This window comes from Streptomyces sp. LZ34 (assembly GCF_053890475.1).
Genome location: NZ_CM132680.1, coordinates 1,260,848 through 1,284,939, shown reverse-complemented (window position 1 = coordinate 1,284,939; position 24,092 = coordinate 1,260,848). Strand labels below are relative to the sequence as shown.

27 protein-coding genes and 1 pseudogene are annotated in these 24,092 nt (G+C 70.9%); 14 read left to right on the top strand and 14 right to left on the bottom strand.

What is annotated here, in order from left to right:
- Positions 1-49: 49 nt before the first annotated feature.
- Positions 50-490: a hypothetical protein gene (locus tag ACWY4P_RS04345; protein WP_456208767.1), complete on the top strand. Its 441-nt coding sequence runs from the start codon at positions 50-52 to the stop codon at positions 488-490.
- 4 nt (positions 491-494) lie between these two features.
- Here the strand turns inward: ACWY4P_RS04345 and mug are convergent, their stop codons facing one another.
- The 3 genes from mug to ACWY4P_RS04330 form a co-directional block, all read right to left on the bottom strand.
- The gene (mug, locus tag ACWY4P_RS04340; protein WP_456208766.1) at positions 495-1,037 is read right to left on the bottom strand and encodes a G/U mismatch-specific DNA glycosylase; all 543 of its coding nucleotides are present in this window, start codon (positions 1,035-1,037) and stop codon (positions 495-497) included.
- Positions 1,038-1,056: 19 nt separating this feature from the next.
- Positions 1,057-2,490, bottom strand: coding sequence for an adenylosuccinate lyase (gene purB, locus ACWY4P_RS04335; protein ID WP_456208765.1), 1,434 nt, complete (start codon positions 2,488-2,490; stop codon positions 1,057-1,059).
- A 93-nt stretch (positions 2,491-2,583) separates the two neighbouring features.
- Positions 2,584-3,354 (bottom strand): SGNH/GDSL hydrolase family protein, encoded by a 771-nt coding sequence (locus ACWY4P_RS04330; protein WP_456208764.1) that lies wholly within the window; start codon positions 3,352-3,354, stop codon positions 2,584-2,586.
- 61 nt (positions 3,355-3,415) lie between these two features.
- On the opposite strand from ACWY4P_RS04330, the gene ACWY4P_RS04325 reads away from it, so the two are divergent.
- Both ACWY4P_RS04325 and ACWY4P_RS04320 read left to right on the top strand, forming a co-directional pair.
- A complete protein-coding gene (locus ACWY4P_RS04325; protein WP_456208763.1) occupies positions 3,416-3,619 on the top strand; it encodes a hypothetical protein in 204 nt (67 codons plus the stop codon).
- 134 nt (positions 3,620-3,753) lie between these two features.
- The gene (locus ACWY4P_RS04320; RefSeq protein ID WP_014181418.1) at positions 3,754-3,975 is read left to right on the top strand and encodes a hypothetical protein; all 222 of its coding nucleotides are present in this window, start codon (positions 3,754-3,756) and stop codon (positions 3,973-3,975) included.
- A 70-nt stretch (positions 3,976-4,045) separates the two neighbouring features.
- Here the strand turns inward: ACWY4P_RS04320 and ACWY4P_RS04315 are convergent, their stop codons facing one another.
- The 3 genes from ACWY4P_RS04315 to ACWY4P_RS04305 all read right to left on the bottom strand — a co-directional run bounded on the left by ACWY4P_RS04315 (position 4,046) and on the right by ACWY4P_RS04305 (position 7,031).
- The gene (locus ACWY4P_RS04315; RefSeq protein WP_456208762.1) at positions 4,046-5,050 is read right to left on the bottom strand and encodes a hemolysin family protein; all 1,005 of its coding nucleotides are present in this window, start codon (positions 5,048-5,050) and stop codon (positions 4,046-4,048) included.
- Positions 5,047-6,483 (bottom strand): hemolysin family protein, encoded by a 1,437-nt coding sequence (locus tag ACWY4P_RS04310; RefSeq protein WP_456208761.1) that lies wholly within the window; start codon positions 6,481-6,483, stop codon positions 5,047-5,049. The genes ACWY4P_RS04315 and ACWY4P_RS04310 overlap by 4 nt, the downstream gene beginning before the upstream one ends.
- Positions 6,484-6,605: 122 nt before the next feature.
- Positions 6,606-7,031, bottom strand: a complete 426-nt coding sequence (locus tag ACWY4P_RS04305; protein ID WP_456208759.1) for a GNAT family N-acetyltransferase — start codon at positions 7,029-7,031, stop codon at positions 6,606-6,608.
- A 108-nt stretch (positions 7,032-7,139) separates the two neighbouring features.
- Here ACWY4P_RS04305 and ACWY4P_RS04300 point away from each other — a divergent pair, with 108 nt between their 5' ends.
- Together ACWY4P_RS04300 and ACWY4P_RS04295 are read left to right on the top strand one after the other, a co-directional pair.
- Positions 7,140-7,367 (top strand): antitoxin, encoded by a 228-nt coding sequence (locus tag ACWY4P_RS04300; protein WP_456208758.1) that lies wholly within the window; start codon positions 7,140-7,142, stop codon positions 7,365-7,367.
- Entirely contained in the window at positions 7,364-7,735 is a 372-nt protein-coding gene (locus ACWY4P_RS04295) for a fic family toxin-antitoxin system, toxin component (RefSeq protein ID WP_456208757.1), read from the top strand. The genes ACWY4P_RS04300 and ACWY4P_RS04295 overlap by 4 nt, the downstream gene beginning before the upstream one ends.
- Before the next feature lie 29 nt (positions 7,736-7,764).
- Here the strand turns inward: ACWY4P_RS04295 and ACWY4P_RS04290 are convergent, their stop codons facing one another.
- A complete protein-coding gene (locus ACWY4P_RS04290; protein WP_456208755.1) occupies positions 7,765-8,232 on the bottom strand; it encodes an aldehyde dehydrogenase family protein in 468 nt (155 codons plus the stop codon).
- Between the two features lie 33 nt (positions 8,233-8,265).
- Between ACWY4P_RS04290 and ACWY4P_RS04285 the strand changes: the two genes are divergently transcribed.
- The 6 genes from ACWY4P_RS04285 (at position 8,266) to ACWY4P_RS04260 (ending at position 13,811) form a co-directional block, all read left to right on the top strand.
- Positions 8,266-8,514, top strand: coding sequence for a hypothetical protein (locus tag ACWY4P_RS04285; protein WP_456208754.1), 249 nt, complete (start codon positions 8,266-8,268; stop codon positions 8,512-8,514).
- A gap of 499 nt (positions 8,515-9,013) precedes the next feature.
- Entirely contained in the window at positions 9,014-9,361 is a 348-nt protein-coding gene (locus tag ACWY4P_RS04280) for a hypothetical protein (RefSeq protein WP_456208753.1), read from the top strand.
- Positions 9,362-9,463: 102 nt separating this feature from the next.
- A complete protein-coding gene (locus ACWY4P_RS04275; RefSeq protein WP_456208752.1) occupies positions 9,464-10,180 on the top strand; it encodes a GntR family transcriptional regulator in 717 nt (238 codons plus the stop codon).
- Positions 10,181-10,226: 46 nt separating this feature from the next.
- A complete protein-coding gene (locus tag ACWY4P_RS04270) occupies positions 10,227-11,234 on the top strand; it encodes an ADP-ribosylglycohydrolase family protein (protein WP_456208751.1) in 1,008 nt (335 codons plus the stop codon).
- Positions 11,235-11,319: 85 nt separating this feature from the next.
- Positions 11,320-12,813, top strand: a complete 1,494-nt coding sequence (locus ACWY4P_RS04265; protein ID WP_456208750.1) for a purine-cytosine permease family protein — start codon at positions 11,320-11,322, stop codon at positions 12,811-12,813.
- Entirely contained in the window at positions 12,810-13,811 is a 1,002-nt protein-coding gene (locus ACWY4P_RS04260; protein WP_456208749.1) for a PfkB family carbohydrate kinase, read from the top strand. Before ACWY4P_RS04265 ends, ACWY4P_RS04260 begins: the two co-directional genes overlap by 4 nt.
- A 137-nt stretch (positions 13,812-13,948) precedes the next feature.
- On the opposite strand, the gene ACWY4P_RS04255 is transcribed toward ACWY4P_RS04260, so the two are convergent.
- Entirely contained in the window at positions 13,949-14,554 is a 606-nt protein-coding gene (locus ACWY4P_RS04255; protein WP_456208748.1) for a TetR/AcrR family transcriptional regulator, read from the bottom strand.
- Positions 14,555-14,687: 133 nt separating this feature from the next.
- Here ACWY4P_RS04255 and ACWY4P_RS04250 point away from each other — a divergent pair, with 133 nt between their 5' ends.
- Positions 14,688-16,127 carry an MDR family MFS transporter gene (locus tag ACWY4P_RS04250; protein WP_456208747.1) on the top strand — a complete coding sequence of 480 codons (1,440 nt, stop codon included), beginning with the start codon at positions 14,688-14,690 and terminating at the stop codon, positions 16,125-16,127.
- A gap of 11 nt (positions 16,128-16,138) precedes the next feature.
- Here the strand turns inward: ACWY4P_RS04250 and ACWY4P_RS04245 are convergent, their stop codons facing one another.
- The 6 genes and pseudogenes from ACWY4P_RS04245 to ACWY4P_RS04220 all read right to left on the bottom strand — a co-directional run bounded on the left by ACWY4P_RS04245 (position 16,139) and on the right by ACWY4P_RS04220 (position 21,594).
- Positions 16,139-16,552 (bottom strand): aldehyde dehydrogenase family protein, encoded by a 414-nt coding sequence (locus ACWY4P_RS04245; protein ID WP_456208746.1) that lies wholly within the window; start codon positions 16,550-16,552, stop codon positions 16,139-16,141.
- An 8-nt stretch (positions 16,553-16,560) separates the two neighbouring features.
- A pseudogene (locus ACWY4P_RS04240) lies at positions 16,561-16,824 on the bottom strand (aldehyde dehydrogenase family protein); the annotation flags it as partial.
- Positions 16,825-16,985: 161 nt separating this feature from the next.
- Positions 16,986-18,332: a right-handed parallel beta-helix repeat-containing protein gene (locus ACWY4P_RS04235; protein WP_456208744.1), complete on the bottom strand. Its 1,347-nt coding sequence runs from the start codon at positions 18,330-18,332 to the stop codon at positions 16,986-16,988.
- A gap of 60 nt (positions 18,333-18,392) precedes the next feature.
- On the bottom strand, positions 18,393-19,433 hold the full coding sequence (locus ACWY4P_RS04230; RefSeq protein ID WP_456208743.1) for a glycosyl hydrolase 53 family protein: 1,041 nt from the start codon (positions 19,431-19,433) through the stop codon (positions 18,393-18,395).
- A gap of 246 nt (positions 19,434-19,679) precedes the next feature.
- Positions 19,680-20,801, bottom strand: coding sequence for a substrate-binding domain-containing protein (locus ACWY4P_RS04225; protein ID WP_456212807.1), 1,122 nt, complete (start codon positions 20,799-20,801; stop codon positions 19,680-19,682).
- Positions 20,802-20,913: 112 nt separating this feature from the next.
- Complete coding sequence (locus ACWY4P_RS04220; RefSeq protein ID WP_456208742.1) at positions 20,914-21,594, bottom strand: class I SAM-dependent methyltransferase; 681 nt, start codon at positions 21,592-21,594, stop codon at positions 20,914-20,916.
- Positions 21,595-21,847: 253 nt separating this feature from the next.
- On the opposite strand from ACWY4P_RS04220, the gene ACWY4P_RS04215 reads away from it, so the two are divergent.
- Together ACWY4P_RS04215 and ACWY4P_RS04210 are read left to right on the top strand one after the other, a co-directional pair.
- Positions 21,848-23,017 (top strand): mandelate racemase/muconate lactonizing enzyme family protein, encoded by a 1,170-nt coding sequence (locus ACWY4P_RS04215; RefSeq protein WP_456208741.1) that lies wholly within the window; start codon positions 21,848-21,850, stop codon positions 23,015-23,017.
- A 1-nt stretch (position 23,018) separates the two neighbouring features.
- Positions 23,019-24,068 (top strand): LacI family DNA-binding transcriptional regulator, encoded by a 1,050-nt coding sequence (locus tag ACWY4P_RS04210; protein WP_456208740.1) that lies wholly within the window; start codon positions 23,019-23,021, stop codon positions 24,066-24,068.
- Positions 24,069-24,092 lie beyond the last annotated feature (24 nt).

Here is a 24,092-nt window from a genome sequence, read left to right as displayed (position 1 = left end):
CCTGCTCGTCGCCCCCCTGGTTGTCGGACCCCGCTTGTTTAATGAGGTCATGACCAGCACGGCGGACCATCTGGCGACCATCGACCTGCTGCGTGCCCGGGACTTCCCCGACCGGCGGGGCGTCGCCGGGGCCGTGGAGAGCGGCCCCGGCTTCCACGTCGCCGACCTCCGGGTCAGCGAGGACTTCTGGGACGCGGATCTGGAGCGCCTGATCGAGGTCGAGGAGGAGTTCGAGGCGGAGCTGCGGGTGCTGGTCCAGGTGCTGTCCTTACGCTGGGGCGAGCCCGAAGTCCTCGACCTCGTCGACCACTTGGAGCGCGATGCCATGGGCGAGCCGGTGCCGGAGCCGCTGCGGTCGCTGTGCGGCTATGTGGGGCGGGTGTACGGCTGGCGGACCGATGGGCGCTGGATAGGGCTCGGGATAGGGCAGGGGGACCGTGAGCTGCCCCTGCAACTGGTCGCGGCCATAGGGGAGGACAGCGTGCGCTGAGCCGTCAGCCGTCAGCGTACGCCGCGGTGCGCAGCCGGCCGAACTCCTCGGCCATCGTGGCCAGGGTCCAGTGGGCGTTGAGGCCGCTGGGGTTTGGCAGGGCCCATATCCGGGTGGTGCCGATGGTGAGCTCCTGCGGGCCGATCTGGGCGCGCTTGTCGCCGAAGGCGACCCGGTACGCGGTCACCCCGGCCACGGCGAGCCACCGCGGGTGCAGACGGGCGACCTTCTCCGCCAGGATCCGCCCGCCCTCGCGGTACTCCTCGTCGCTCAGCTCGTCGGCCCGCGCGGTGGCGCGGGCGGCCACATTGGTGATGCCCAGGCCGTACGACAGCAGCTCATGCTGCTCGGACGGCTGGAGCCGGCGCGGGGTGAAGCCCGAGGCGTGCAGCACCGGCCAGAAGCGGTTGCCCGGACGGGCGAAGTGGTGGCCGGTCGCGGCGGTCATCAGCCCGGGATTGATGCCGCAGAAGAGCACGCGGAGGCCGTCCGCGACCACATCGGACACGAGGCGGTCGCGGGCGGCTTCCAGTTCGGCTGGGGTCATCGCGGGGTGCCCGGCCGGGTCAGAGGATCGACCCGGGCGTGTACGCGGCCGCCTCCGGGTGGCGCTTGGCGATCTCCTCGATCCGGGCGACCACCGCGCCGACCTGGTCGGCCGCCGCGCCCGTGAAGGACAGCTTGTCGGCCATCAGCGCGTCCAGCCGGTCCCGGTCCAGCGGGATCCGCTCGTCGGCGGCGAGCTTGTCGAGCAGCTCGTTGCGCTCGGCGCCCCGCTCGCGCATCGCGAGCGCCGACGCGACCGCGTGCTCCTTGATGGCCTCATGCGCCACCTCGCGGCCCACCCCGGCCCGCACCGCCCCCATCAGCACCTTTGTCGTCGCGAGGAAGGGGAGGTAGCGGTCCAGCTCACGGGCGACGACGGCGGGGAAGGCGCCGAACTCGTCGAGCACCGTCAGGAAGGTCTCCAGCAGCCCGTCGAAGGCGAAGAAGGCGTCCGGCAGCGCGACGCGGCGCACCACGGAGCAGGACACATCGCCCTCGTTCCACTGGTCGCCCGCCAGCTCGCCGGTCATCGAGGCATAGCCGCGCAGGATCACCGCGAGGCCGTTGACGCGCTCGCAGGAGCGGGTGTTCATCTTGTGCGGCATGGCGGAGGAGCCGACCTGCCCGGGCTTGAAGCCCTCGGTCACCAGCTCGTGGCCGGCCATCAGCCGGATCGTCTTGGCGAGCGAGGAGGGGGCCGCGGCCAGCTGCACGAGCGCGGTGACCACCTCGTAGTCCAGCGAGCGCGGGTAGACCTGGCCGACGGAGGTGAAGACCTGCCCGAAGCCCAGGTGCCCGGCGATCCGCCGCTCCAGCTCGGCCAGCTTGGCCGCGTCGCCGCCCAGCAGGTCGAGCATGTCCTGCGCGGTGCCGACCGGGCCCTTGATGCCGCGGAGCGGGTACCGGGCGAGCAGCTCCTCCAGCCGCCCGTACGCCACCAGCAGCTCGTCGGCCGCGGTCGCGAAGCGCTTGCCGAGGGTCGTCGCCTGCGCCGCCACGTTGTGCGAGCGCCCGGCCATCACCAGCTCGGCGTGTTCGGCGGCCAGCTTCCCCAGCCGGGCCAGCGTCGCGACCGTACGGTCCCGGACCAGCTCCAGGGAGAGCCGGATCTGTAGCTGCTCCACGTTCTCGGTCAGATCGCGGGAGGTCATGCCCTTGTGGACGTGCTCATGCCCGGCGAGCGCGTTGAACTCCTCGATCCGGGCCTTCACATCGTGCCGGGTGACCTTCTCGCGCTCGGCGATCGAGGCCAGGTCGACGGTCTCCAGGACCCGCTCGTAGTCGGCGAGGGCGGCCTCCGGCACCTCGATCCCGAGGTCCTTCTGGGCGCGCAGCACGGCGAGCCACAGCCGCCGCTCCAGCGTCACCTTGTACTCGGGGGACCACAGGACGGCCAGCTCCGCCGAGGCGTAGCGGCCGGCCAGGACGTTCGGGATGCGCGGCTTACCAGTCACGGGCAGACAGTCTACTGGGCGTATACGCAGGCCAGCGCGGTGGCCGTGGTCACGCCCGGACGCCGGTGGCCCAGCCCTCGTACGGCCGGCCCCTCAGCCCTCGTACGGCAGCAGCTCGGCCCGCTTCGGCAGGCGCCCGTCGCCCGATGAACGGCCTGTCAGCCGCCGGCCGATCCACGGCCCGAGGTGTTCGCGGGCGAAGCGCGCGTCCGAGGCGCGCCGGGCGGCCCAGCCGGGCCGTACGGCGGGTGCCAGCGGCGCGTTCCAGTCGGCCTCCGGCTCGTGGCCCAGCGCCTGCCAGACCGCCTCGGCGACCCGCCGGTGCCCTTCGGCGTTCAGGTGCAGCCGGTCATCCGCCCACATCCGCGGGTCGCCGAGCGCCTCGGAGGCGAACAGGTCCACGACGATCGCGCCGTGCCGTGCCGCCAACTCGTCGATGAAGGAGAACAGCCGCTCCATCCGCGGCAGGAACCGCACCAGCACCGGTCCGCGCCGCCCCGGGCTGCGCATCAGCACCAGCTGCTTGCAGCTGGGCGCCAGCCGCCCCGCGGCCTCCTCCAGCAGCCCGCAGACCCGCTCCACGTCGCACTTGGGCCGCAGTACGTCGTTCAGCCCGCCGACCAGCGTGACCAGGTCCGCGCCCATTGCCGCCGCCGCGTCCGCCTGGCCGTCGACGATCTGGCCGATGAGCTTGCCGCGCACGGCGAGGTTGGCGTAGCGGAAGCCGGGGGTGCGGGCCGCGAGGCGCCCCGCGAGCAGATCCGCCCAGCCCCGGTAGGTGCCGTCCGGCAGTCCGTCGGACATGCCCTCGGTGAAGGAGTCGCCGACGGCGACGAAGCTGGTGTAGGTGGTGTTCATCTGCATGGCGCGGGAGATCCTATCCCGCGGGCTGCGCGCGGACGCGGGCACGCGCATGATGAGCCGCATGGGGATGACCAACATCTACTTCGAGGGCGGGGCGCGCAACGGCACGACCGCCATCTGGAACCTGGAGCCGGGCGCCGACATCTACGACGACAACATCTTCCGACCGCCCGAGCTCTACCGGCGGACCACCAGGACGAAGGTCATCGGGCGGATCGAGTACACGATTTTCCGCTACGACCCGTCCGGCACCCGGCCCACCTAAGGCGCGCGCGAAACTTGTCCCGCGCGCGCCCCGCGCGCCCGGCGGATCCCTCGGTTGGCCCGTGCCGGGTTCCGGATGAGGCACATCGGGGCAGTCTGGTCGGCGTGGATGCCTTTGAATGCGACCGTACGACCATGGCCATCGTGGCCGCCGCGCTCGCCGACGACGGGGAGGGGGCCGTCGCACTGCTGGACCCGTTGGAGCGGCGGGACGTGTGCCGGGTGGCCGTCCGGCTGGCCGCGATGGCCGCCGACGCGCTGCTGGCCGTGGCGGAGGAAGGGGGCGGGGGCAAGGCCGAGGCGCTGGCCCACTGGCAGGCGTGCATCATCGCGCACGAGTCACGGCGGGATGAGTGACGGCGGGATGAGTGACGGCGGGATGGGTGACTGCGGGATGAGTGACGGGCGGGACGCGCCGACCGCCGCGTCAGGCGACCAGCTCGCGCAGTACGTCCTCCATGGTGACCAGGCCCTCCAGGCGTTCGTCCGGGCCGATGACGGCGGCGAGGTGGGTCCGGCTGTCGCGCATCGCGGTCAGCACGTCGTCCAGCGCCGTCTGGGACCGCACACGGGCGATCGGGCGCAGCTGATCGAGGCGGAACGGCAGGTCGCTCGGGCGCGCGTCCAGCGCGTCCTTGACGTGCAGATAGCCCAGGATGCGCCCGGAGTCGTCGACCACCGGGAAGCGTGAGAAGCCGGAGGCGGCCGCCAGCCGCTCCAGCTCTTCGGGCGTCACCCCGAGCCGGGCGGACACCACCCGGTCCAGGGGCAGCACCACGTCGCGCACCCGGCGGCGGCCCAGTTCGAGGGCGTCCCGCAGCCGCTCGGTGGCCCGGTCGTCCAGCAGCCCGGCCTCGCTGGAGTCCACGACCACCCGGACCAGTTCGTCGTCGGAGAAGGTCGCCGACACCTCGCCCTTGGGCTCCACACGCATCAGCTTCAGCAGGGCGTTCGCGAAGGCGTTGACGGCGAAGATCACCGGGCGCAGGCCGCGCGCCAGGGCGACCAGCGGCGGGCCCAGCAGCAGCGCCGTGCGCACCGGCTCGGCCAGCGCCACGTTCTTGGGCACCATCTCGCCGAACAGCATGTGCAGATAGGTCGCCGCGGTCAGCGCGATCACGAACGCGACCGGGTGGATCAGCCCGAGCGGCAGCCGCACCGCGTGGAAGACCGGCTCCAGCAGATGGGCGATGGCCGGTTCCGCGACGGCGCCCAGCACCAGCGTGCACAGCGTGATGCCCAGCTGGGCCGCGGCGAGCAGCGCGGAGACGTGCTCCAGGCCCCACAGCACGGCGTGGGCCCGCCGGTCGCCCTGCTCGGCGCGCGGCTCTATCTGGCTGCGCCGCACCGAGATGAGGGCGAATTCGGCGCCCACGAAGAAGGCGTTGACGACCAGCGTCAGCAGACCGATCAGCAGCTGGAGCAGGGTCATCGGGCGGCCCCCTCACCGTCGTCGGAGGGGTCGGAGTGGCCAGAACCGTCGGAGTGGCCGGAGCCGCCGCCCGGGTGGCCCGAGCCCCGCGATCTGCGGTGGGCGCCGCGCCCGGCCTCCCCGGCGTACGGCAGCGGCGCCCGCAGCCGTACCCGCGCGGCCCGGTGGCCGGAGTCGTCGATCACCTCGATGCCCCAGCCCGCCACCTCCAGGGTGTCGCCCCGCACCGGGATCCGGCCGAGCTCGGTGGCCACCAGCCCGGCCAGTGTCTCGTACGGGCCGTGCGGCACCGGCATGCCGAGCACCTCCAGCCGGTCGACGCGGGCCGCGCCGTCCGCGTCGTACAGCGTGCGGCCCTCCGCGTCCGTGCCGACCGGGGCCAGGTCGGGCTTCTCGTGCGGGTCGTGCTCGTCGCGGACCTCGCCGACGACCTCCTCGACGATGTCCTCCAGGGTGACGACCCCGGCCGTGCCGCCGTACTCGTCGATGACCACGGCCATGCTGCGCTCGCCCGAGAGCCGGTCGAGCACCCGGTCCACGGGAAGCGACGCGGGGACGAGCAGCGGCTCGCGCATCAGCTCCGACACCGGGTGGCGGGGCCGCTCCTCGGCGGGGACGGCCAGCACGTCCTTGATGTGGGCGGTGCCGACGACGGTGTCCGGGCTGCCGCGGTAGACGGGGAAGCGGGACAGGCCCGTGGCGCGGGTGGCGTTGGCGACGTCCTCGGTGGTGGCCCGTACGTCCAGGGCGATGACCTGCACACGCGGGGTCATCACGTTCTCCGCGGTCAGCTCCCGCAGGTTCAGGGTCCGTACGAACAACTCGGCGGTGTCCGCCTCCAGGGCGCCCTCCCGGGCGGAGTGCCGGGCGAGCGCGACCAGCTCCTGCGGGCTGCGCGCGGAGGCCAGCTCCTCGGCGGGCTCGAGGCCCATCCGGCGCACCGTGCGGTTGGCGGTGTTGTTCAGGTGGGCGATGAACGGGCGGAAGGCGGAGCTGAAGGCGCGCTGCGGGGTGGCGACGGCCCGGGCGACGGGCAGCGGGCGCGAGATGGCCCAGTTCTTCGGGACCAGCTCACCGACGACCATCAGCACCACCGTCGACAGGGCCGTGCCGACCACCAGCGCGACCGAGCGGACGGCGGAGCCCGGCACGCCCATCGCCTTGAGCGGGCCGGCCAGCAGCGCGGCCACGGACGGCTCGGCGAGCATGCCGACCACCAGGTTGGTGACGGTGATACCGAGCTGCGCGCCGGAGAGCTGGAAGGTCAGACTGCGCACGGCCTTCAGCGCACTGGCCGCGCCCCGCTCTCCGCGCTCGGCCGCCCGCTCGAGCTCGCTGCGCTCGACGGTGGTCAGGGAGAACTCCGCCGCGACGAACCCGCCGCAGGCGAGGGCCAGCAGGAGCGCCACGGCCAGGAGAAGCACTTCGGTCATCGGTTCACCCATGTCCCATGGTCCGGCAGCGACGGGAGGAGCGCGCGATGTCGCTATCGGGAGGGTCACCCATGGGAGGACACCCATGCCTTTTCGCGGGCGTCAGGGGCCCGGCGCGGGCGTCAGGAGCCCAGCGGCTTGACCCAGCGGCTCCACTCCGGCTGCGGGGCGTAGCCCGCCGCGCGCCACGCGTGGTGGGCCAGGTCATTGCGGTCCAGCACCATCGCGTCACCGCGCCGCCCGCCGAGCGCCACGAACCGCTCCTCGGCCGCCCGGAGGAGGGCGGTCCCCACGCCCTGGCGCCGGTGGGCGGGGTGCACGGCGAGCCGGTACAGATGGCAGCGCCAGCCGTCGAAGCCCGCGATCACGGTCCCGGCGAGCTCGCCGTCCCGCTCGGCCAGCAGCAGCGACTCGGGGTCGCGGTCGAGCAGGCGCGCCACGCCGACCCGGTCGTCGCTGATGCTGGTGCCCTCGGCCGCGTCCTTCCAGAAGGTCAGTACGTCGTCGAGGTCAGCGGGCGCCGCGGCCCGGATCAGAAGGTCACCCATGGCGGGATCTCATCACTGCCGGGGGCGCGGCGTCGATCGAATAGCCCTCCGTCCCGCGATATGAGACCTGGCTTGCCGACGCTAGCGGATTGGCGCTAGCGTGAGGCCGTGGCGAAGACACAGCTGAACGTCCGGGTCGACGAGGCCACCGCGGAGGTGGCGCGGGAGCGCGCCCTGCAGCGGGGCGTGAGCATGAACCGCTATATCGAAGAGCTCGTCCGCAAGGACGCCGGAGAGGTGGGCCACACCTTCGTGGAGGCGGCCGCCGACTTCATGAAGCAGTACCGGACCGTGTTCGACGAGGAGTTCGGTAAGGAGGGCGAGGCGCGCCCTTGAACGTGCGGATCGACCTCGCCTGGCTGTTGATGGTTGCCGAGCGCAGCACCCCCGGAGACCCGCAGGTCACCGACTACGGTGCGCTGGTCGCCGCCGTCAGCAGACACGAAGCCGAGATATTCGGCACCCCCGTCTACACCGACCCGCAGACCCGGGCCGCCGCGCTGCTGCAGCTGCTCCTGCTGGTGCCCGCCCTGGAGCGTTCCAACGCGCTGTTCGCGTCCGCCGTCGCGTACGCCTACCTCATCGCCAGCGGACTGCGGATCGTCACCACCCCCGAGCGCGTCCGCGACCTGGCCCGCCTGGTCAAGGACGGCACCGCCGACGTCCACACCATCGCAGCCGAGCTGCGCAGCTGGAGCGCCTGACGGGCGCCGTCGGCCGTGCCTGTCCGCGACTACGCCCGCGAGGTCCAGACGCTGTTGACGGCCGCGGCGAGGCCGTACTCGGTGTCGTAGGCGCGGGCGATCGCCTCGTCCTCGTCGTCGTAGGGGAGGACCGACAGCACCGGACCGAAGATCTCCTCGCGGGCGATGCGCATGTCGTCCCGTACGCCGGTGAAGACGGTGGGCCGGTAGAAGTAGCCAGGCAGGTCCTCCCCGCGGATGCCGCCCGTGACGAGTGCGGCGCTCTCCGCGACGCCGCTGCGGACCAGCGCGTCGACGTGCGCCAGGTGGTCCAGAACGGCCGTGTCGTCGTCGACGAGGAGCAGGACATCGTCTACCGCGAAGCCGTTACGGCTGCCGCGCGTCCGGCGGCGACGCCCGCGGAGGGCCCGCCCGTGCCGGCCGCGGACGACGAGTGGGCGATCGACGCGTCTCCCACACTGCTGTTCCGGTTCTCTGCGCTCACCTACAACGGCCACCGCATCCACTACGATCGCGACTACGCCCGTGACGTGGAGGGGTACCCGGGTCTGCTCACCCACGGGCCACTTCAGGCGCTGGCCATGGCCGAGGCGGCCCGAGCGCAGTCCGATGGTGGGGACCAACTCTTCGAGTACCGGCTGCTGTCGCCCCTGTTCGACCACGAGGGCATGGTGGTCAAGGCGGTGCGGGGACCGGAGGACATCACGACCACGGTGCGAGATGCCTACGGGCGGCAGACCGCTTCGGGGAGCCTGCGCGGTCTCGGCCGATCCTCCTGAACGATCGCCGGTCCTGTCCAAACGCCCTCCCAACGCCGGGCGCTCACTGAGGATGCCCATGCCGACGGGCCGGCCATCCGTTTGACGCCAACCGCTCCCTGTCCCCAGTGAGTTGAGGCTCCGTCATCTGATGGCTGCCGTGCGCTCCGTTATGCTCGGCCCGTTCGAGCGAACGACGGCCGGCGGGCCGGCCTCCGACCTGTGGTCACTGGGCGCGACCCTCGCCACGGTCTGCGGCGGACAGTCCCCGTTCCGCAAACCGGCGAAGCCCGCGACACTGCATCGCGGTGGCATACGAGGAACCGGTCCTGCCGGAGCGGCGGCCCACTGCGCCCGGTGGTCGAGGCGCTGCTGCGCAAGTTCCCGGAGGAGCGTCCTTCGGCGGCCGGTGCGCGTTCCGCGCTGCGGGGCGTCGCGGCGGGGAACGCGGACGCGGGGCCGTCGGCGTCGGCGGCCGCGCGGGTTCCGGCCTTCGGCCCCGTTGGCCGACGCGGACACCGTGACCAGTGGCCGGGAGCGGCTCGTCCCGGCCGGGGAGACCGCGCCGACGGCCCTGCACACCACCTCGCTCAGGCCCGCGCACTGGCAGTCGCCCCGTCCGAGGGGGCCGAAGCGGCTGTTATGGGCGCTGGCCGAGATCAAGCCCGCGGCGCTGTTCGGCGCCCTGCTGGCGCGCATCGAGGGTGAGCGGGCATTCCCCGTCCATGTCGTCGGACGGAGGCTGACTTTCCGGGCGGCCGGGAAGGGCACGCTGCAACTGCGGATCAACGACGCCGAGACCGAGAACTGTGGCCTGGACAACAGGGGCACGCTGACCGTGCAGGTGAGCGTCACGCACCAGCCTTGACGGGCGGCTTCCGAGCAACGGTCGCGGTGATCTCGTCGTCGGAGCCAACCTGTGTGAGCATGGCACTAGACAGGACTGGACATGTATGGCTAGCTTCCAGCCATGCCCAAACAGGTCCTCAAGCATCAGCGCATCGCCCGTGTCCTGGCCCGCGAGATCCACAGCGGCGCTCTGGAGCCGGGCAGCAGGCTGCCCGGCGAACACGCGCTCACCCAGCGCTTCGCGGTCAGCCGGACCACCGTCCGCCAGGCGCTGGACGAGCTGAGCAGGCAGGGCCTGATCTCCACGCACGCGGGTGTCGGCTCGTTCGTCGCCTTCGACGGCAGCCTGCTGGACAACCGCCTGGGCTGGACCAGGGCGCTGGCCGACCAGGGCGCCCGGATCACCACGGAGACACTCCGCCTCGAGGCGGTGCGCGATGCCCGGCTGGCCGAGGAACTCGGCGTCGAGGAAACCGAGTTCATGGTGCTCGACCGGTTGCGCGTGCTACCGCAGGGCACTCCCGTCGCGCTGGAGCGCAGCAGGGTTCCGCTGGTCCCGGCCCTGGCCGACGTCCCGCGCGGCGGGCTGCTGGACGACTCGCTGACCAAGACCCTGGCCGCGGCCGGGCTGCGCGCCACCCACGGCGACGAGTGGGCGTCCGTGCGGCCGCTGGCCGCCGACGAGGCGACGCTGCTCCGCCGTCCGGAGGGGGAGGTCTGGCTCAACACCCGCCGGGTCAGCCGCGGAGCGGACGGCCGAATCGTGGAGCAGGTCACCAGCCTGCTGGACCCCGCCCGTTTCCAGCTGCACCTCGGCTTCGGCGAGCAGCCGGAATGAGCCGGCTCATCTCCGACGTACATCCGCACACCCACAGGAATCCCGAATGAACCACCAGCATGACCGCGCGCTCGGCGCCCTGTACGGCCTGGCCATGGGCGACGCCCTGGGGATGCCCACCCAGATCATGTCCCGACGGTCGATCGTCGCCCGGTTCGGCACCGTCACCGGCTTCGAGCCCGGCCCGTCGGACAATCCGGTGAGTGCCGGAATGCCCGCCGGTTCGGTCACGGACGACACCGACCAGGCCGTCATCGTCGGCCGGCTGCTCACCGAGTCCGGCGGACGTATCGACCCGCTGCGGCTCGCGCACGAGCTCCTGGACTGGGAGCGCGACATGAAGGCCAAGGGCTCCTTCGACCTGCTCGGCCCCTCCACCAAGGCCGCCCTGGAGGCCGTGTCCCGCGGTGTCCCGCCGGAGGAGGCGGGCAAGTCCGGTGCCACCAACGGCGCGGCCATGCGGATCACCCCCGTCGGTGTCGCCTTCTCCCACACACCGCTGGAGCGCTTCCTCGACCAGGTCGCGGCGGCGTGCCAGGTCACCCACGACACCACCATCGGCATCGCCTCCGCCGCCGCCGTGGCCGCGGCGGTGAGCCGGGGCGTCGACGGCGGCGACCTGGAGGACGCCTTCGCCGCGGCGATCACGGCGGCCACGGCCGGTGCGGAGCGCGGCCACTGGGTCGCCGGCGCCGACATCGCCACCCGTATCGGCTGGGCGGTGGACCTGGTCCGCGGTCTGCCCGAGCAGCAGGCCCTGGACCGCGTATGCGACCTGGTCGGAACCAGCGTCGCCAGCCAGGAGTCGGTCCCCGCGGCCTTCGCCGTACTGGCCCTGGCCGAGGGCGACCCATGGCGGGCCTGCCTGCTGGCGGCCAACCTCGGCGGCGACTGCGACACCATCGGTGCCATCGCCGGTGCCATCGCCGGCGCCATCAGCGGGGCCTCGGGCCTGCCCGCCGAGGCGCTGGCCACCCTGCGCTCGGTCAACGGTCTCGACCTGGAACCGCTGGCCACCGCCCTGCTCGCGCTGCGCGCCGATCCGGCCGAGTGAACTCATGCCCGCACAGCAACCCGCACCCGAGTGCCCGGAGAGACCGGAGCGCCCGGAGAGGCCGGAGCGAAAGACAGGTACCACCATGGCGGCTTCAGAGAACGACCGCGTCGGCACCGTGGAGACCAGAGGCATCGAGCCGGTCCCGGACACCGAGCGCCACGGCCACGCCGGACAGATGTTCTGGACCTGGTTCGCCGCGAACATCAGCATCCTCGGGCTGCCGCTCGGCGCGGCGCTGGTCAGCTTCCGCGGCCTGAACATCTGGCAGGCGGCCGTCGTGGCCGTGCTCGGGTCCTTCGGCTCCTTCGCCCTGGTGGGCGCGCTCAGCATCGCCGGCAAGCGGGGCGGAGCACCAGCGCTCACCCTCTCCCGGGCGGTGTTCGGGGTGCGCGGCAACGCGGGCCCCACCCTGGTCACCTGGATGAGCCGGCTCGGCTGGGAGACCATCAACACCACCACGGCCGCCTTCGCCCTGCTGGCGCTGCTCGACGTCGCCTTCGGCATCCGGCGGAACACCGTGCTCACCGTGGTGTGTCTGCTGCTCTTCATCGGCTGCACCCTGCTGATCAGCGGCCTCGGACACGCCACCATCATGTGGATCAACAAGTGGGCCACCTACGTCTTCGGCCTGCTCAACCTGGTCGTGATCGCCTTCCTCGCGGCCACGGTGGACTGGAACAAGGTCTTCCACGCGCCGGTCGGGCCGGTGAGTTCGATGGTCGTGGGCATCGGCATGATCGCCGCCGGGACCGGCATCGGCTGGGCCAACGCGGGCGCCGACTACGCCCGTTACCTGCCCCGGCGGGTTCCCGGCGGAAGGCTGGTGGCCGCCTCCGCCTTCGGCGCCGGCATCCCGCTGGTCGTGCTGATCTCGCTGGGCTCGCTGCTCGCGGCGGGTGAGCCGGGCCTGGCCGCCGCCTCCGACCCGGTCTCGGCGATCAACGCGATGCTGCCCTCGTGGATGTCCATCCCGTACCTCATCGCCGCCTTCGGCGGGCTGCTGCTCTCCAACCACCTGTCCGTCTACTCGGCCGGACTCACCATGATCACCCTGGGCATACGGGTCCGGCGCACCCTCGCCGTCGGCCTGGACGTCGTCGTCACCTTCGCGGGCGGGATCTACTTCATCCTGATCGCCAAGGACTTCTACGGCCCGTTCATCACCTTCCTCACCCTCCTCGCCGTGCCGATCAACGCCTGGGTGGGCATCTTCGCGGTGGACCTCATGGGCCGTCGGTCCTACGACAGCGAGGCCCTGATGAACGTCGGACGCTCCAGCCGCTACTGGTTCCGCGGCGGGGTGGCCTGGACCGCGATGACCGCCTGGGCGGCGGCCATCGTGGTGGGCCTGCTGTTCACCGAGGCGAGCACCAGCGCGACCGACGTGTGGTTCTCCGGGCCGCTCGCCCACAGCTGGATCGGGACCAACGGGCTGGGCTGGGTCGTGACCCTGGTGCTCGCGGCCGGCGTCTACGCGCTGCTGCGCAAGCTGGACGGCACCCCCCGCCAGGAGGCCTCAGAACAGCGTCCCCAGCAGCAGGTCCTTCCCGCTCCGGCCGCGCGGGAGACCTCATGAGCGGCCAGGACGGCGTCGTCGGCGATGTGACGGGCAACCGGCTGGTCCTGGTGGGCAACGCCATCGTCGACCTGGTGATGCGGGTGCCCGCACTGCCCGAACGGGGCGGCGACATCATCTCCGGCGACACCGCCCTGACCACGGGCGGCGGCTTCAACGTCCTCACCGCCGCGCGCCGCCTGGGCCTGTCGGCCCTGTACGCGGGCGCCCACGGCACGGGGCCGTTCGGCGACCGGGTACGGGCGGACCTCGCCCGGGAAGGCGTCGAACTGGTGCTGCCTGCGGCCACGGAGACGGACACCGGATTCTGCGTCGCCTTCGTCGACGACGACGGCGAGCGCACCTTCGCCACCAGCCTCGGCGCGGAGGCCCGGCTGACCGAGGCCGACGCCACGGCCGTGCTCGCCGCGCTGCGCCCCGGCGACATGGTGCAGATCTCCGGATACGGGCTCGCCTACCCGGTCAACGGTCCGGTCCTCGCCTCACTTGTGGCGCGGTTGCCGGAGCACACCCGGGTCTTCCTCGATCCCGGGCCGCTGGTCGCCCAGATCCCCGAGGAGGTGCTCGAACCCGTCCTGGCGCGCTGCGACTGGGTCAGCTGCAACCAGCGTGAAGGGCGGTTGCTGACCGGACTGGCCGACGCCCATGAAGCGGCGGCCGCGCTCGCCGCCCGGCTGGGTCCCCGCACCGGGGTGCTGCTGCGGGCCGACGCGGCCGGCTGCTGGCTGGTCCCGCCCGGCGGCGAGGCCCAGCACCTCCCCGGCCGCCGGGTGACCGCGGTCGACAGCAACGGCGCGGGCGACGCCCACGTGGGCGCCTTCCTGGCCCTCCTCGGCCACGGGCTGGACCTGACCGCCGCCGCACAGGGCGCCAACGCCGCGGCCGCCTTCGCCGTCACCCGGCACGGCCCCGCCACCGGACCGACGCTCCGCGAGTTGCTCGACTTCCTCGACGGGGACGCACCGGCGGCGCGGCTGGCGTCGGCGCTGCGGCGGTAGCCCGCCGGCGCGCTCCTCCACGGCCGTTACCTCGCCGCTGGACGGTCATGCGACAGGGCGCCACCAGTGGCGCCCTGTCGTCCATCCCGATCGCTTCCGGCCGGTGCCCGGAATCCCGCCGGCCTGGCGTACGACGTTCACGGGTGCGTCTCGGGTGTCCGGGCGGCGGGGGTGTCGGCCCAGCCGTGTTCCAGCAGGTCGAACAGTGCGCGCATGGTGGCGGGCGGGTCGTCGGCGGTGCGGGCGAGGCCGGGCGCTTCCATGGCGAAGCGGGCCAGGCCGGTGACGGTCGGGTCGTCGGCGTCCAGGCCGGTGGCCTGGGCGATGACGGCGGCCAAGGCGCCCTCGTGGCGCAGCCACATGCGGCGGGCGTAGTCCTGAAGTGCGGGGGTGGACTCCACCAGCGCGACGTGGACCGCATGCAGCGGATTGTCGCCGTGCGGCTTCGTCCGGGTGGCGATCAGATGGTCGCGTAGAGCGTGCAGGACCGACTGGCCGGGGGCGCGGTCGCGCACGGCGGCGACCAGGCCGGCCTCGATGTCGGCGTCTTCGTCGAAGACGAGCGCCTCTTTTGTGGGGTAGTGCTTGAAGAGCGTGCTCAGCGCGACGTCGGCAGCCTGGGCCACCTCGCGGACCCCCACGTTGTCGTAGCCCTTCTCGCTGAACAGCCGCAGCGCGGCGTCGTTCAGGGCCTGGCGCGTCTGGGCTTTCTTGCGCTCGCGGCGCCCTCCGGTCCCGGTCATGGACACCACTCTACCCATCAGCGGAGCCGATCCAAAGTCGGATCGGTTGCATTATCGGAGCCGATCCGATTACTTTGAGTGCGGGACGGGTCCGGTGCCCGACCATTCCCACCGACCACGTAGGGGACCGCTGATGGAATCGACGAAACAATCACCGGCAGCCGCCGCACCGCCGCAGGCAGGCACCCGGGGGCTCAATCTCACGATCCTCACCCTGGGCGTCGGCGCGATCGCCAGCATCCTGGACTCCACGATCGTGAACGTCGCCGTCGATCACCTGGCGGGGGAGTTCAGGGCGAGCCTGCCCCACACCCAGTGGGTGATCACCGGGTTCCTGCTGGCCATGGCCGCGATCGTCCCGCTGTCAGGCTGGATGATCGACCGGCTGGGCGGCCGCACGACCTGGATGATCTCCCTGACCGTGTTCCTGTCCGGATCGATCGCGTGCGGGCTGGCCTGGAACCTGGACTCGCTGATCGGCTTCCGGATTTTCCAGGGATTGGGGGCGGGCCTGATCCTGCCGGTCCTGATGACGCTGCTGACCCAGGCCGCGGGCAAGGCCCGTCTCATGGCCGCCATGGGCAGCTTCTCGCTGCTGGTGCAGGTCGGGCCGATCCTGGGGCCGGTCGCCGGCGGGGCCCTGGTGCAGGGCGCGAGCTGGCGATGGGTGTTCCTGGTGAACATCCCGTTCTGCGTCATCGGTCTCGTCCTGGCGGCGGTCTTCCTGCCGCGCCAGGCCAGGCCCGAGCACAAGCGGGCGCTGGACGGCGTCGGGCTGGCGCTGCTCACGCCCTCGCTGGTCGCGCTGACCTACGCGCTCAGCAACCTCGGCCCCACCAACGGCCTGTCGGCCGCCAACGTATGGATCCCGCTGACGGCAGGGGCCGCCCTGCTGGCCGCCTTCACCGGCTGGTCCCTGCACGACGGGGCCAAGGCGCTGATCGACGTACGGCTGTTCACCGACCGCGGGTTCAGCGTGGCCGGCGCCCTGACCATCCTGTCGGGATTCACCATGTTCGCCGGCCTGCTGCTGCTCCCGATGTACTTCCAGACCGTCCGCGGCTCCTCGATCGTGGAAGCGGGCCTGTTCTTGGTGCCCCAGGGCCTGGGCGCCGCCGCCCTGATCATCTTCGGCCGGAAACCGCTGGGCAGGGTCTCCGGCCGCACCCGCATCATCGCCGGGTTCGCGCTGATGGCGCTGGGCACCCTGCCGTTCGCGTTCGCCGGAACGCGGGACATGACCTGGCTGCTCCTCGCAGCCCTGGTGGTGCGCGGCCTCGGCATCGGCGCCAGCACCCCGACCATCGCCGCGGTCGCCGTACGCGGGCTGCCCGCCGACCACATCGCCCGCGGCACGACGGCGTTCAACATCGTCCAGCGCATCGGCGCACCCTTCGGCACCACGGTGATCGCCGTCATCCTGGCCCGCGCCGGCGCATCCGCCCCACCCACCGCCGCCGGCCTGGCCGGCGCGTTCGGGACCGCGTTCTGGTGGACCATCGGCTTTACCGTCCTGCCCATCGCGCTGGCGTTCCTGCTGCCCACCGACAAGGACAACGCCTCATCGTCGTAGGAAGGACGGGATCAGCGACCGTGGTTGTGCATGACGTGCTTGGTGCGCGAGTAGTCGTCCAGTGCGTAGATCGACAGGTCTCGGCCGTAGCCGGATCCCTTGAAGCCGCCCCACGGGACTTCGCCGGCCGGTACGAGATGTGAGTTGACCCAGACGGTTCCGAAGTCGAGGCGCGCGGCGATGTCGTGGCCGCGGCGAGCGTTCTCGGTCCACACCGATGCCGACAGACCGAGAGGGACGTCGTTGGCCCGCCGTACCGCCTCCTCCTCGTCGGCGAAGGTCTCGACCGTGACCACAGGGCCGAAGATCTCCTCGCGGGCGGCTTCGGCCCCTTCGGGGACGTCGACCAGTACGGTCGGGGCCACGAAGCCGGCGACGCGCAGTGACGATGCGACGGCCGCGAGATCGGCGTCCGGGAAGATCACGACCGGGGCATGTCCACGTCCGGGTGCTTGGCAAGCCGGGCACCGGCGACCGCGCCGTATCCGGCGACCACGTTCACCACTCCGGGCGGCAGGAGATCGCCGACGAGTTCGGCGAACTTCAGGGTGGTCAGCGGAGTCTGCTCGGACGGCTTGATGACCAGGGTGTTGCCGGCGGCGAGAATGGGCGCGATCTTCCAGGCCGCCATGAGCAGAGGGTAGTTCCACGGGGTGATCACGCCGGTCGCCCCGAGCGGTTCGCGCGGAATGACCGAGAGACACCAGCGCATCCGGCCGCCACACGGTCGTCTGGCTCGGCCCCGACGAGTGGCTCGTGCTGTCCCAGGCCGATGCGACCGCTGTGGCCGCCGAGTTGCGTGGGGCACTCGGAGCAGCCGATGAGCGAGTACCGCGGCCCGGAAGTGCCCTGATGGCGTCAGGAGGCTTCGAAGGCACCGGGATCCGGCGCCTGCCCACTGTAGGGCAGACCGACATTGACGCCTTTGTCGATCAAGGTGCTGTTCGCCGCGAGGCGGAGGTTGGGCAGTACGGGCAGACTGCCGTCGGCTTGGCGAGGCGCGTCCCAGCCGGACGTCGACACACTCCGGAACTGTGAGTCCGACAGGGTGACGCCCAGGTTCCAGGAGTTGTACGCGGCGTTGGTGCCGGTCATGTTCGACGTCAGGGTGCCGGTGTAGGCGATGTTGTTACGGAGGTTGCCCCGGCCGACGGCGGAGCCGCTCGAGTCGACTCCCAGCATGTTGAAGTCGGGGTGGTTTCCGTAACTGGTGTTGTTGAAGAAGTCGTTGGCGAGCGGGTGGTGGTTGGCGTAGAAGCCCGCCGCCTTGTTGGCGAAGGCCACCGACGTGCGGACGGTGTGCTTGACGGCGCCGGCGTCGTAGTCGCCGCCGTAGCCACCCGCCTTGAACCCGCTTCCGTTGCCGGCTCCCGTGGTTGTTCCCGGTATGTACCCGTTCCGCCATGCCCAGGAGTTCTCGATGGTGACGGACGAATAGGCGCTGATGAGATCGAAACCGTCGTCGGAGTTCCACCACGCGCGGCATCCCCGGAACACGTTCCCGGGATTGTTCGCCGAGATGTGCGCACCGAACCCGTCGGCGTTCTCGCCGGCCCCACCGGAGCTGTTCAGGTCGTAGTTGTCGTGCGCATCAGAATTGAGAACGAGGTTGCCTCCTCCATTCTGAATGAACAGGCCGGGCCCCATGTGGTGATGGGTGTTGATCTGTTCAAAAGTGTTGTTGCTCCCGGAGATCCAGATCCCCCAGGACTCGTGGTTCAGATTGTTGTTCTGCGGGACGCCGGTGACTTCCAGCCCTTTGAGGTGGATCCAACTGCCGGTGATATCAAAGCCCTTGATCCGGCAGTCGTCCGTCATGCGTGAGAAATTGAAGACCGGATTTTCACCCGGGTAGGCCGAGTAGCGGATCGGATTACCTGAACTGCCGCTCTTGTTCAGGGTGATCGCGTCGACTCTGTCCGTCTGGCTCTTGCAGCTGTTGATCCCGTGGGTATAGGCATAGGTGCCGCCCCGGAAATACACCGTGTCACCTGCTCCGACGACGGCCTGCGCATGGGCGATCGATGCCCAGGGGGCGGCCTGCGTTCCCGCGGCGTTGTCGCTGCCGTTTGGGGCGACGTAATAGACCTTTCCGGCCGCTGCGCCGCTCTCGGCTGCCGCGCTGGGGGCGATCGTGACGGGGGTCAAGAGGAACGTGACGGTCGAGATCAGGAGGGCAGGTGTCACACGGAAGGCAGGACTCATTGCTCGCTCCAGATGGTCGAGGAAACTTCTGGCGCGGCCTGCCGGACCGGCTCCATGTGTTCAGAGGAAGCCGTCCATGGCCGCCGTGGGACGCCGACTGCTCTCGTCCCAGGCCGAGCTGTTGTAGCTGTTGAACGAGGGGTAGCCCTCGGGCTCCCAGAAGAACGTGCCCAGGCCACCGAAGCCCTGTAGCCCGGTGATGAACGCCCGCAGCGAATCGCGCACCTGGGTGGGTTTGCCCACCGGCCCGCCGTACTCCACCTGCATGACCGGCTTGCCGTAGCTGGACTGAATGGTCTGCATGTTGGCCAGCACGCCGGGCACGTTGCCGCCCTGCGCGTACGAGGACAAGCCGGTGATGTCCCACTTCCCGCCGTTGTCCCGGTAGGCGTTGAGGAAGTTCTGGATGCTGGTCAGGTTCTGCGGCTGGGCCAGATGCACCATGACCGGGGTGCTCGGGAAGACATGTTTCGACATTTCGTACGCGGCGTTGAGCAGGCCCGTCATCTGATCCGCGTGGCCGACGCTGCCGATCGGTTTGCAGATGCCGGAGTTGGTTTCGTTGCCGATCTTCACCCAGGCCGGCGTTACACCGTAGTACTTGATGACGTTGCACGAGTGGTAGACGTAGTCGTACATGGCGTCGAGCATCTGGCTGTAGTTCATGCCGGCCCAGGCCGCCGGCGGGCTCTGCACACCGACCGAGTTCCAGGTGTCGCCGAAGTGGAATCCGATGAGGACCTGCATGCCGGCGTTCTTGGCCCGCTGTGCCAGCTGTGCGGTCTCCTCGATGCTGCAGTGCCCGTTGGCCGGATCGCTGGAGGGGTTGACCCAGGTCCGCAGGCTGACCGCGGTGATGCCGTACCCCTTGAGGATGGTGAACAGGTCCTGCCGCACTCCGGCGCTGTTGTTCCAGTAGTAGCCCCGCGCCTCCATCTGCGGCATCCAGCTGATGTCCGCGCCCCGGATGAACGCCGCGGCCTGTGCCTGCGCGGGGGCGCCGCCGGCCCCGAGCGCCACCGCTCCGGCACCGGCCGCGGCGCCCAGCAGTACCGTTCGGCGGCGCACACCGGTCGGTCGTTGCTCAGGTTTCTGTCCCATTTCCACTTTCCCCACCTCTCTGCGGTAATTGGCGACATTCCGCGAGTCCGGTCCGGGTTCCAGCCGATTCGATTCCCGGCTTGCCGGCGACGCCGGTACGCCTCGGTGAATCATTGCGACACATTCGAATCACTGAGCAGCAGATTGCTGCACAATGCTGCACTTGGGCGCATCAAGTGTCAATAGAGAGAGGCAAGTTGAACCGCGAAAGAACACCCCCGGCGATGCGGTGGCGAGAGGCGGTGTTCACGCCCGGGCAGCGGCTCCGCAGGAAGACCTGACGGTCAGGCGGGGCTGGATGAGCAACTGCCGGACGGGTACGGCTGACGGGTCGGCCGCGTCGAGGCGATCCAGGAGCAGCCGCGCGGCCTGGGCACCGATTTCGTGCTTGGGCGGCGCCACCGCGGTCAGGGGCACGTCGGCCAGGGAGGCGATCTCGTCGTCGTAGGCGATCAGCGCGATGTCGTCCGGCGTGCGCAGGCCTTGGGAGCGCATCCGCCGCATCAGTTCGATCGCGTCGTGGTCGGAGTGCACCAGCGCGGCCCGGGTGCCATCGGCCAGACACTCCTTGATGAAGCGGTCGTAAAGGCGGGTGGCCTCCTTGGGGCCCAGCCTGGGGCGCCCGCTGTCCAGGACCGGCGCGCCGGAGACGAGGCCCAGGTGCCGGACGGCCGCTTCGTACCCCTCGCGGAGCAGGGGCGCGGTGGGGCTGCCGTTGGTGAACAGCCCCACCCGGTCGTGCCCCAGGTCCATGAAATGCGCGACCGCGCCGAAGGCGCCCTGCTGGTGGTCGGTGGCCACGAACTCGCACGGCAGGTAGCGGTCGTACGGCTGACGTTCCATCAGCACGAACGGCAGCCCACCGACCCGCAGTTGCTCGAACGGCTCCTGAGGCAGGGTGTGGCCGGTGGCGGAGGTCACCAGCAGCCCGGTCGCGCCGGACGCGGCCAACTCCTCGATCTGCTGTGTGTCATTCGGGTACGTGTAGTTACTCAGGCCGATGACAACGCGGACACCGCGCTCGGCGGCCACCGCCTGCACGCCGGCGACGACCCGCGGGTAGTAGTAGTGCGCCGACGGGACCAGCAATCCGAGCGTGTGCGCCGAAGCCGGCTTGGCGTCGGCGCGGAGAGGAGCCGACGGCGCGACCATCGGCCGCGGCTCGGACGGCTGCCCGGCGGGATGGGACGCCGCCAGCACGGCACCTCCGCGGACCCGGGTCACCCGCCCTTCGGCCTCCAGCTCGAGCAGATCCCGTCGGATGGTGGCGCGTGAGACGTTCAGGCGCGCGGCGAGTTCGGTGACCTTCAGCCCCTCGGCTGCCTCCAACTCCCTGACCAGGAGCTCATGCCGCTGCGCAACGAGCATGTCGGACACGGCCCCCCTGTGAGCAGATTTGAATCATCCTAACCCGCACACTTCGTCTGCCGCCCGGTACTGATCTGTGGCAGCGGCTTTGACGGCATCTTCACCGCACGGCTCAGGACGGTGTCGCAGGTGCGGCTTCTCGGCCGGCGGTGGGAGGCGGTTCCGCGATGCCGATGAAGTTTCCGCCCACGGGCCGGATGCGGACCGACCACCCCAGCGCTGCGAGGTCGTCCGTGAGTGTCCGGGCATCGTGGAATACCTTCACGATGCGGTACCGGCTGCCGTCGTCGAGCCGGCGCAGCGCCGCCGGGGCCGGCTGGTTCGCGAGGACTTCCTCCTCCGCGGCAGCGGCGGGGCCGTCGTCGATGAAGATTGCTTTGCCGCCCGGTGCGAGCGAGGCGGCGACGGTGTTCCAGAAGTCGGGCAACCGGGTCGGCGGAACATGGGAGAGCCAGAAGGCGAAGAACACCGTGTCGTAGCGCCGTGGCGGCTGCCAGTCGAACAGGTCGGCCTGAAGGAACCGGACGGCGGGGGACGCGGTACGCGCCCGAGCGAGGGCCAGCACTTCGGCCGCCGCGTCGACAGCCGTCACCGACCGCGCCCGCGCCGCGAGCCTCGGGGTCCACTGGCCCGTTCCGCAGGCCAACTCCAGCACATCCCCGGCAATCGGGAGGTCATCCACGACAGCCAGCAACCGCTGAAGGTCTTCGCGCTCCGCGTAGGGCCGGTCGTATTCGGCCGCGCCCGCCCTGTAGTAGGCCATTTGCTCTGCCAGAAGAGCGTCGTCATCCATATGGGTTCCTCTCATCCGGGTCGGGTCAGAGCCAAGCGCGCTCAGCTTGCCGGCTTGGTCGCCGCAGACACTGTCGGCCTTCACCTTTGGGCAAGGTCAAGGCGCGCGTCGGTGGCGTTGGCTGCGGGGAGGGCCGAGCCGTTCCCTCATGGTCGGAGACGCACAGCGCATCTGGATCACGACTCTTGACAGGGGACGGCAGGTGGGCAGATATTTCCTGGAACCGATTCCGGAACCGATTCCAGGAGTGAGGATGACGATCTCGAGCGCTGTCAGCGACCCGGTCCCGTGGGCCGCCGGCGCGTCTGGGCTGACCATCACCGGCGTCGACGTGGTGGCGGTGCGGGCCCCGCTGGCCCGTGAGTTCAAGGGCAGCTTCTACCGGATGACCCATCGCGCGACCCTGATCACCCGGCTGCGCACCCAGGAGGGCATCGTCGGCGAGGCCTATGTGGGCGACGAGGACGGTGCCCTCACCGAGATCGCCGCGATCATCACGCGCGAGATCGCCCCGCGCCTGATCGGTGAGGACGCCTTCGCCACCGAACGCTGCTGGGACCTCGCCTATCCGGTCACCTACGACATCCTGCGGGACCGCCGTCACGGCCTGGTGGCCCTGGCCGGCGTCGACACCGCGATCTGGGACGCCGTCGGCAAGGCGCTGCGGATGCCGCTGCACCGGCTGTGGGGCGGCTACCGCCGGGAGATTCCCCTGATGGCGATCGGTGGGTACTACGGAGAACCGCTGGGCGCCATCGAGGACGAGATCGCCTTCTACAAGGACCGTGGGCTGGCTGGTATCAAGTTCAAGGTCGGCGGCGCCTCCCCCGAGGTCGATGCCAAGCGGGTCGCGGCCGCGCGGGAGGCGGCCGGCGACGACTTCGTCATCACGGTGGACGCGAACCAGGGCTACACCGTGGCCGAGGCGCTGGAGTTCGCCTGGCGCGTCGAGGACCTCGGTATCCGCTGGTTCGAGGAGCCGGTGCGCTGGCACAACGACCGCCGTTCGCTGCGCGACGTCCGCATGCGCACCCGCATCCCCGTCGCCGCGGGCCAGAGCGAGTACAGCGCCAGCGGCTGCCGGGACCTGATGGAAGCCGGGGCCATCGATGTCTGCAACTTCGACGCCTCCTGGTCCGGGGGACCGACGGCATGGCGCCGTGCCGCCGCCGTCGCCGCCTCGTACGACGTCCAGATGGGACACCACGAGGAGCCGCAGGTCTCCGCCCATCTGCTGGCCAGCCAGTCACACGGCACCTATGCCGAGTGCTTCCATCCCGACCGGGACCCGTTCTGGTGGCATTTGATCGCCACGGAGCGGCGGCTGGTGGACGGCAAGCTCCAGCTCTCCGACGCGCCCGGCCTCGGCTGGGAGCTGGACGAGGACTACATCGCCAGGTATCGCGTCGAGCCGGGGGCGTGACATGCCGACCGATCCCAGCTTCGGAATGCGCGGCAGCCGGCCGCACCGCGTGGCGATCCGCGAGGTCGCCGAGCACGCCGGAGTGGCGGTGTCCTCCGTCTCCCGCGTCATCTCCGGGCATCCCGACGTCAGTGAGAAGATGCGCCAGAAGGTGCTGAAGGCCATCGACGAGCTGGGCTTCGTCCCGGATCTGGCGGCGCAGAGCATCCGCACCGGTGCGACGAAGACCATCGGCTTCGTCATCAGCGACATCCGCAATCCGCTGCTTGCCGAGATCGCGCACGCGGCAGAGACCCGCCTGCGCGAACGCGGCTACACGCTGTTCATGATGAGCTCCCTGCACGACCCCGAGCTGGAGGCCGAGCACCTGCGCCGGCTCGCCCAGCACCGGGTGGACGGGCTGCTGGTATCGGTCACCGACGAGCGGAACCCGGAAACGGTCGACCTGCTCTCCAGGGCCGGCGTCCCCATCGTGCTGATCGACCGCGACATCCCCGACCTGCCGGCCGCCTCCGCCGCCCGCTTCGATCACGCCGGCGGACTGACCGCCGCGGTGCGGCACCTCGTCGAACTCGGGCACCGCTCGATCGGACTGGTCAGCGGCTCGGCCAACACCCGTCCCTCCCGGGAACGCGAGCAGGCGCTGTACCGCATCGCCGCGGAGCTGCCGGGTGTCACGGCCCACGCCCACAGCGGGGACTTCGCCAAGGAACACGGGGCCAAGGCCACCTACGCACTGCTGAGCGGCGAGGAGCGTCCGACAGCGCTGATCGCCGGTTCCAACCAGATCCTGGTCGGCATGCTCTCGGCCCTCGCCGAACTCCCTTACGAAGTCCCCCGGGACCTCTCGCTCGTCACCTGCGACGACGCTCCGATGGCGGCCTTCCTCCGGCCCCGACTGGCGACGATCCGCCGGGACGTCGCCCAGATCGGCCGCGTCAGCGCCGATCTGCTGCTGGAAGCCCTGGCCGGCGCGGCGGGCCGGTCCGTCGAGCTGCCCACCCGATTCGACGACGCGGAGTCCTGCGCCGCCCCGCCCCCGAACCGGTGATCGGCACACCGCTCAACGAGCCGC

Bases quoted from the DNA above. Each gene is read 5' to 3' on its own strand.
- ACWY4P_RS04345 (WP_456208767.1), top strand. From the start codon at position 50: ATGACCAGCACGGCGGACCATCTGGCGACCATCGACCTGCTGCGTGCC.
- mug (WP_456208766.1), bottom strand. From the start codon at position 1,037: ATGACCCCAGCCGAACTGGAAGCCGCCCGCGACCGCCTCGTGTCCGAT.
- ACWY4P_RS04330 (WP_456208764.1), bottom strand. From the start codon at position 3,354: ATGCAGATGAACACCACCTACACCAGCTTCGTCGCCGTCGGCGACTCC.
- ACWY4P_RS04325 (WP_456208763.1), top strand. From the start codon at position 3,416: ATGGGGATGACCAACATCTACTTCGAGGGCGGGGCGCGCAACGGCACG.
- ACWY4P_RS04320 (WP_014181418.1), top strand. From the start codon at position 3,754: ATGGCCATCGTGGCCGCCGCGCTCGCCGACGACGGGGAGGGGGCCGTC.
- ACWY4P_RS04315 (WP_456208762.1), bottom strand. From the start codon at position 5,050: ATGACCCTGCTCCAGCTGCTGATCGGTCTGCTGACGCTGGTCGTCAAC.
- ACWY4P_RS04310 (WP_456208761.1), bottom strand. From the start codon at position 6,483: ATGACCGAAGTGCTTCTCCTGGCCGTGGCGCTCCTGCTGGCCCTCGCC.
- ACWY4P_RS04305 (WP_456208759.1), bottom strand. From the start codon at position 7,031: ATGGGTGACCTTCTGATCCGGGCCGCGGCGCCCGCTGACCTCGACGAC.
- ACWY4P_RS04275 (WP_456208752.1), top strand. From the start codon at position 9,464: ATGCCCAAACAGGTCCTCAAGCATCAGCGCATCGCCCGTGTCCTGGCC.
- ACWY4P_RS04270 (WP_456208751.1), top strand. From the start codon at position 10,227: ATGAACCACCAGCATGACCGCGCGCTCGGCGCCCTGTACGGCCTGGCC.
- ACWY4P_RS04265 (WP_456208750.1), top strand. From the start codon at position 11,320: ATGGCGGCTTCAGAGAACGACCGCGTCGGCACCGTGGAGACCAGAGGC.
- ACWY4P_RS04260 (WP_456208749.1), top strand. From the start codon at position 12,810: ATGAGCGGCCAGGACGGCGTCGTCGGCGATGTGACGGGCAACCGGCTG.
- ACWY4P_RS04255 (WP_456208748.1), bottom strand. From the start codon at position 14,554: ATGACCGGGACCGGAGGGCGCCGCGAGCGCAAGAAAGCCCAGACGCGC.
- ACWY4P_RS04250 (WP_456208747.1), top strand. From the start codon at position 14,688: ATGGAATCGACGAAACAATCACCGGCAGCCGCCGCACCGCCGCAGGCA.
- ACWY4P_RS04235 (WP_456208744.1), bottom strand. From the start codon at position 18,332: ATGAGTCCTGCCTTCCGTGTGACACCTGCCCTCCTGATCTCGACCGTC.
- ACWY4P_RS04230 (WP_456208743.1), bottom strand. From the start codon at position 19,433: ATGGGACAGAAACCTGAGCAACGACCGACCGGTGTGCGCCGCCGAACG.
- ACWY4P_RS04225 (WP_456212807.1), bottom strand. From the start codon at position 20,801: ATGCTCGTTGCGCAGCGGCATGAGCTCCTGGTCAGGGAGTTGGAGGCA.
- ACWY4P_RS04220 (WP_456208742.1), bottom strand. From the start codon at position 21,594: ATGGATGACGACGCTCTTCTGGCAGAGCAAATGGCCTACTACAGGGCG.
- ACWY4P_RS04215 (WP_456208741.1), top strand. From the start codon at position 21,848: ATGACGATCTCGAGCGCTGTCAGCGACCCGGTCCCGTGGGCCGCCGGC.
- ACWY4P_RS04210 (WP_456208740.1), top strand. From the start codon at position 23,019: ATGCCGACCGATCCCAGCTTCGGAATGCGCGGCAGCCGGCCGCACCGC.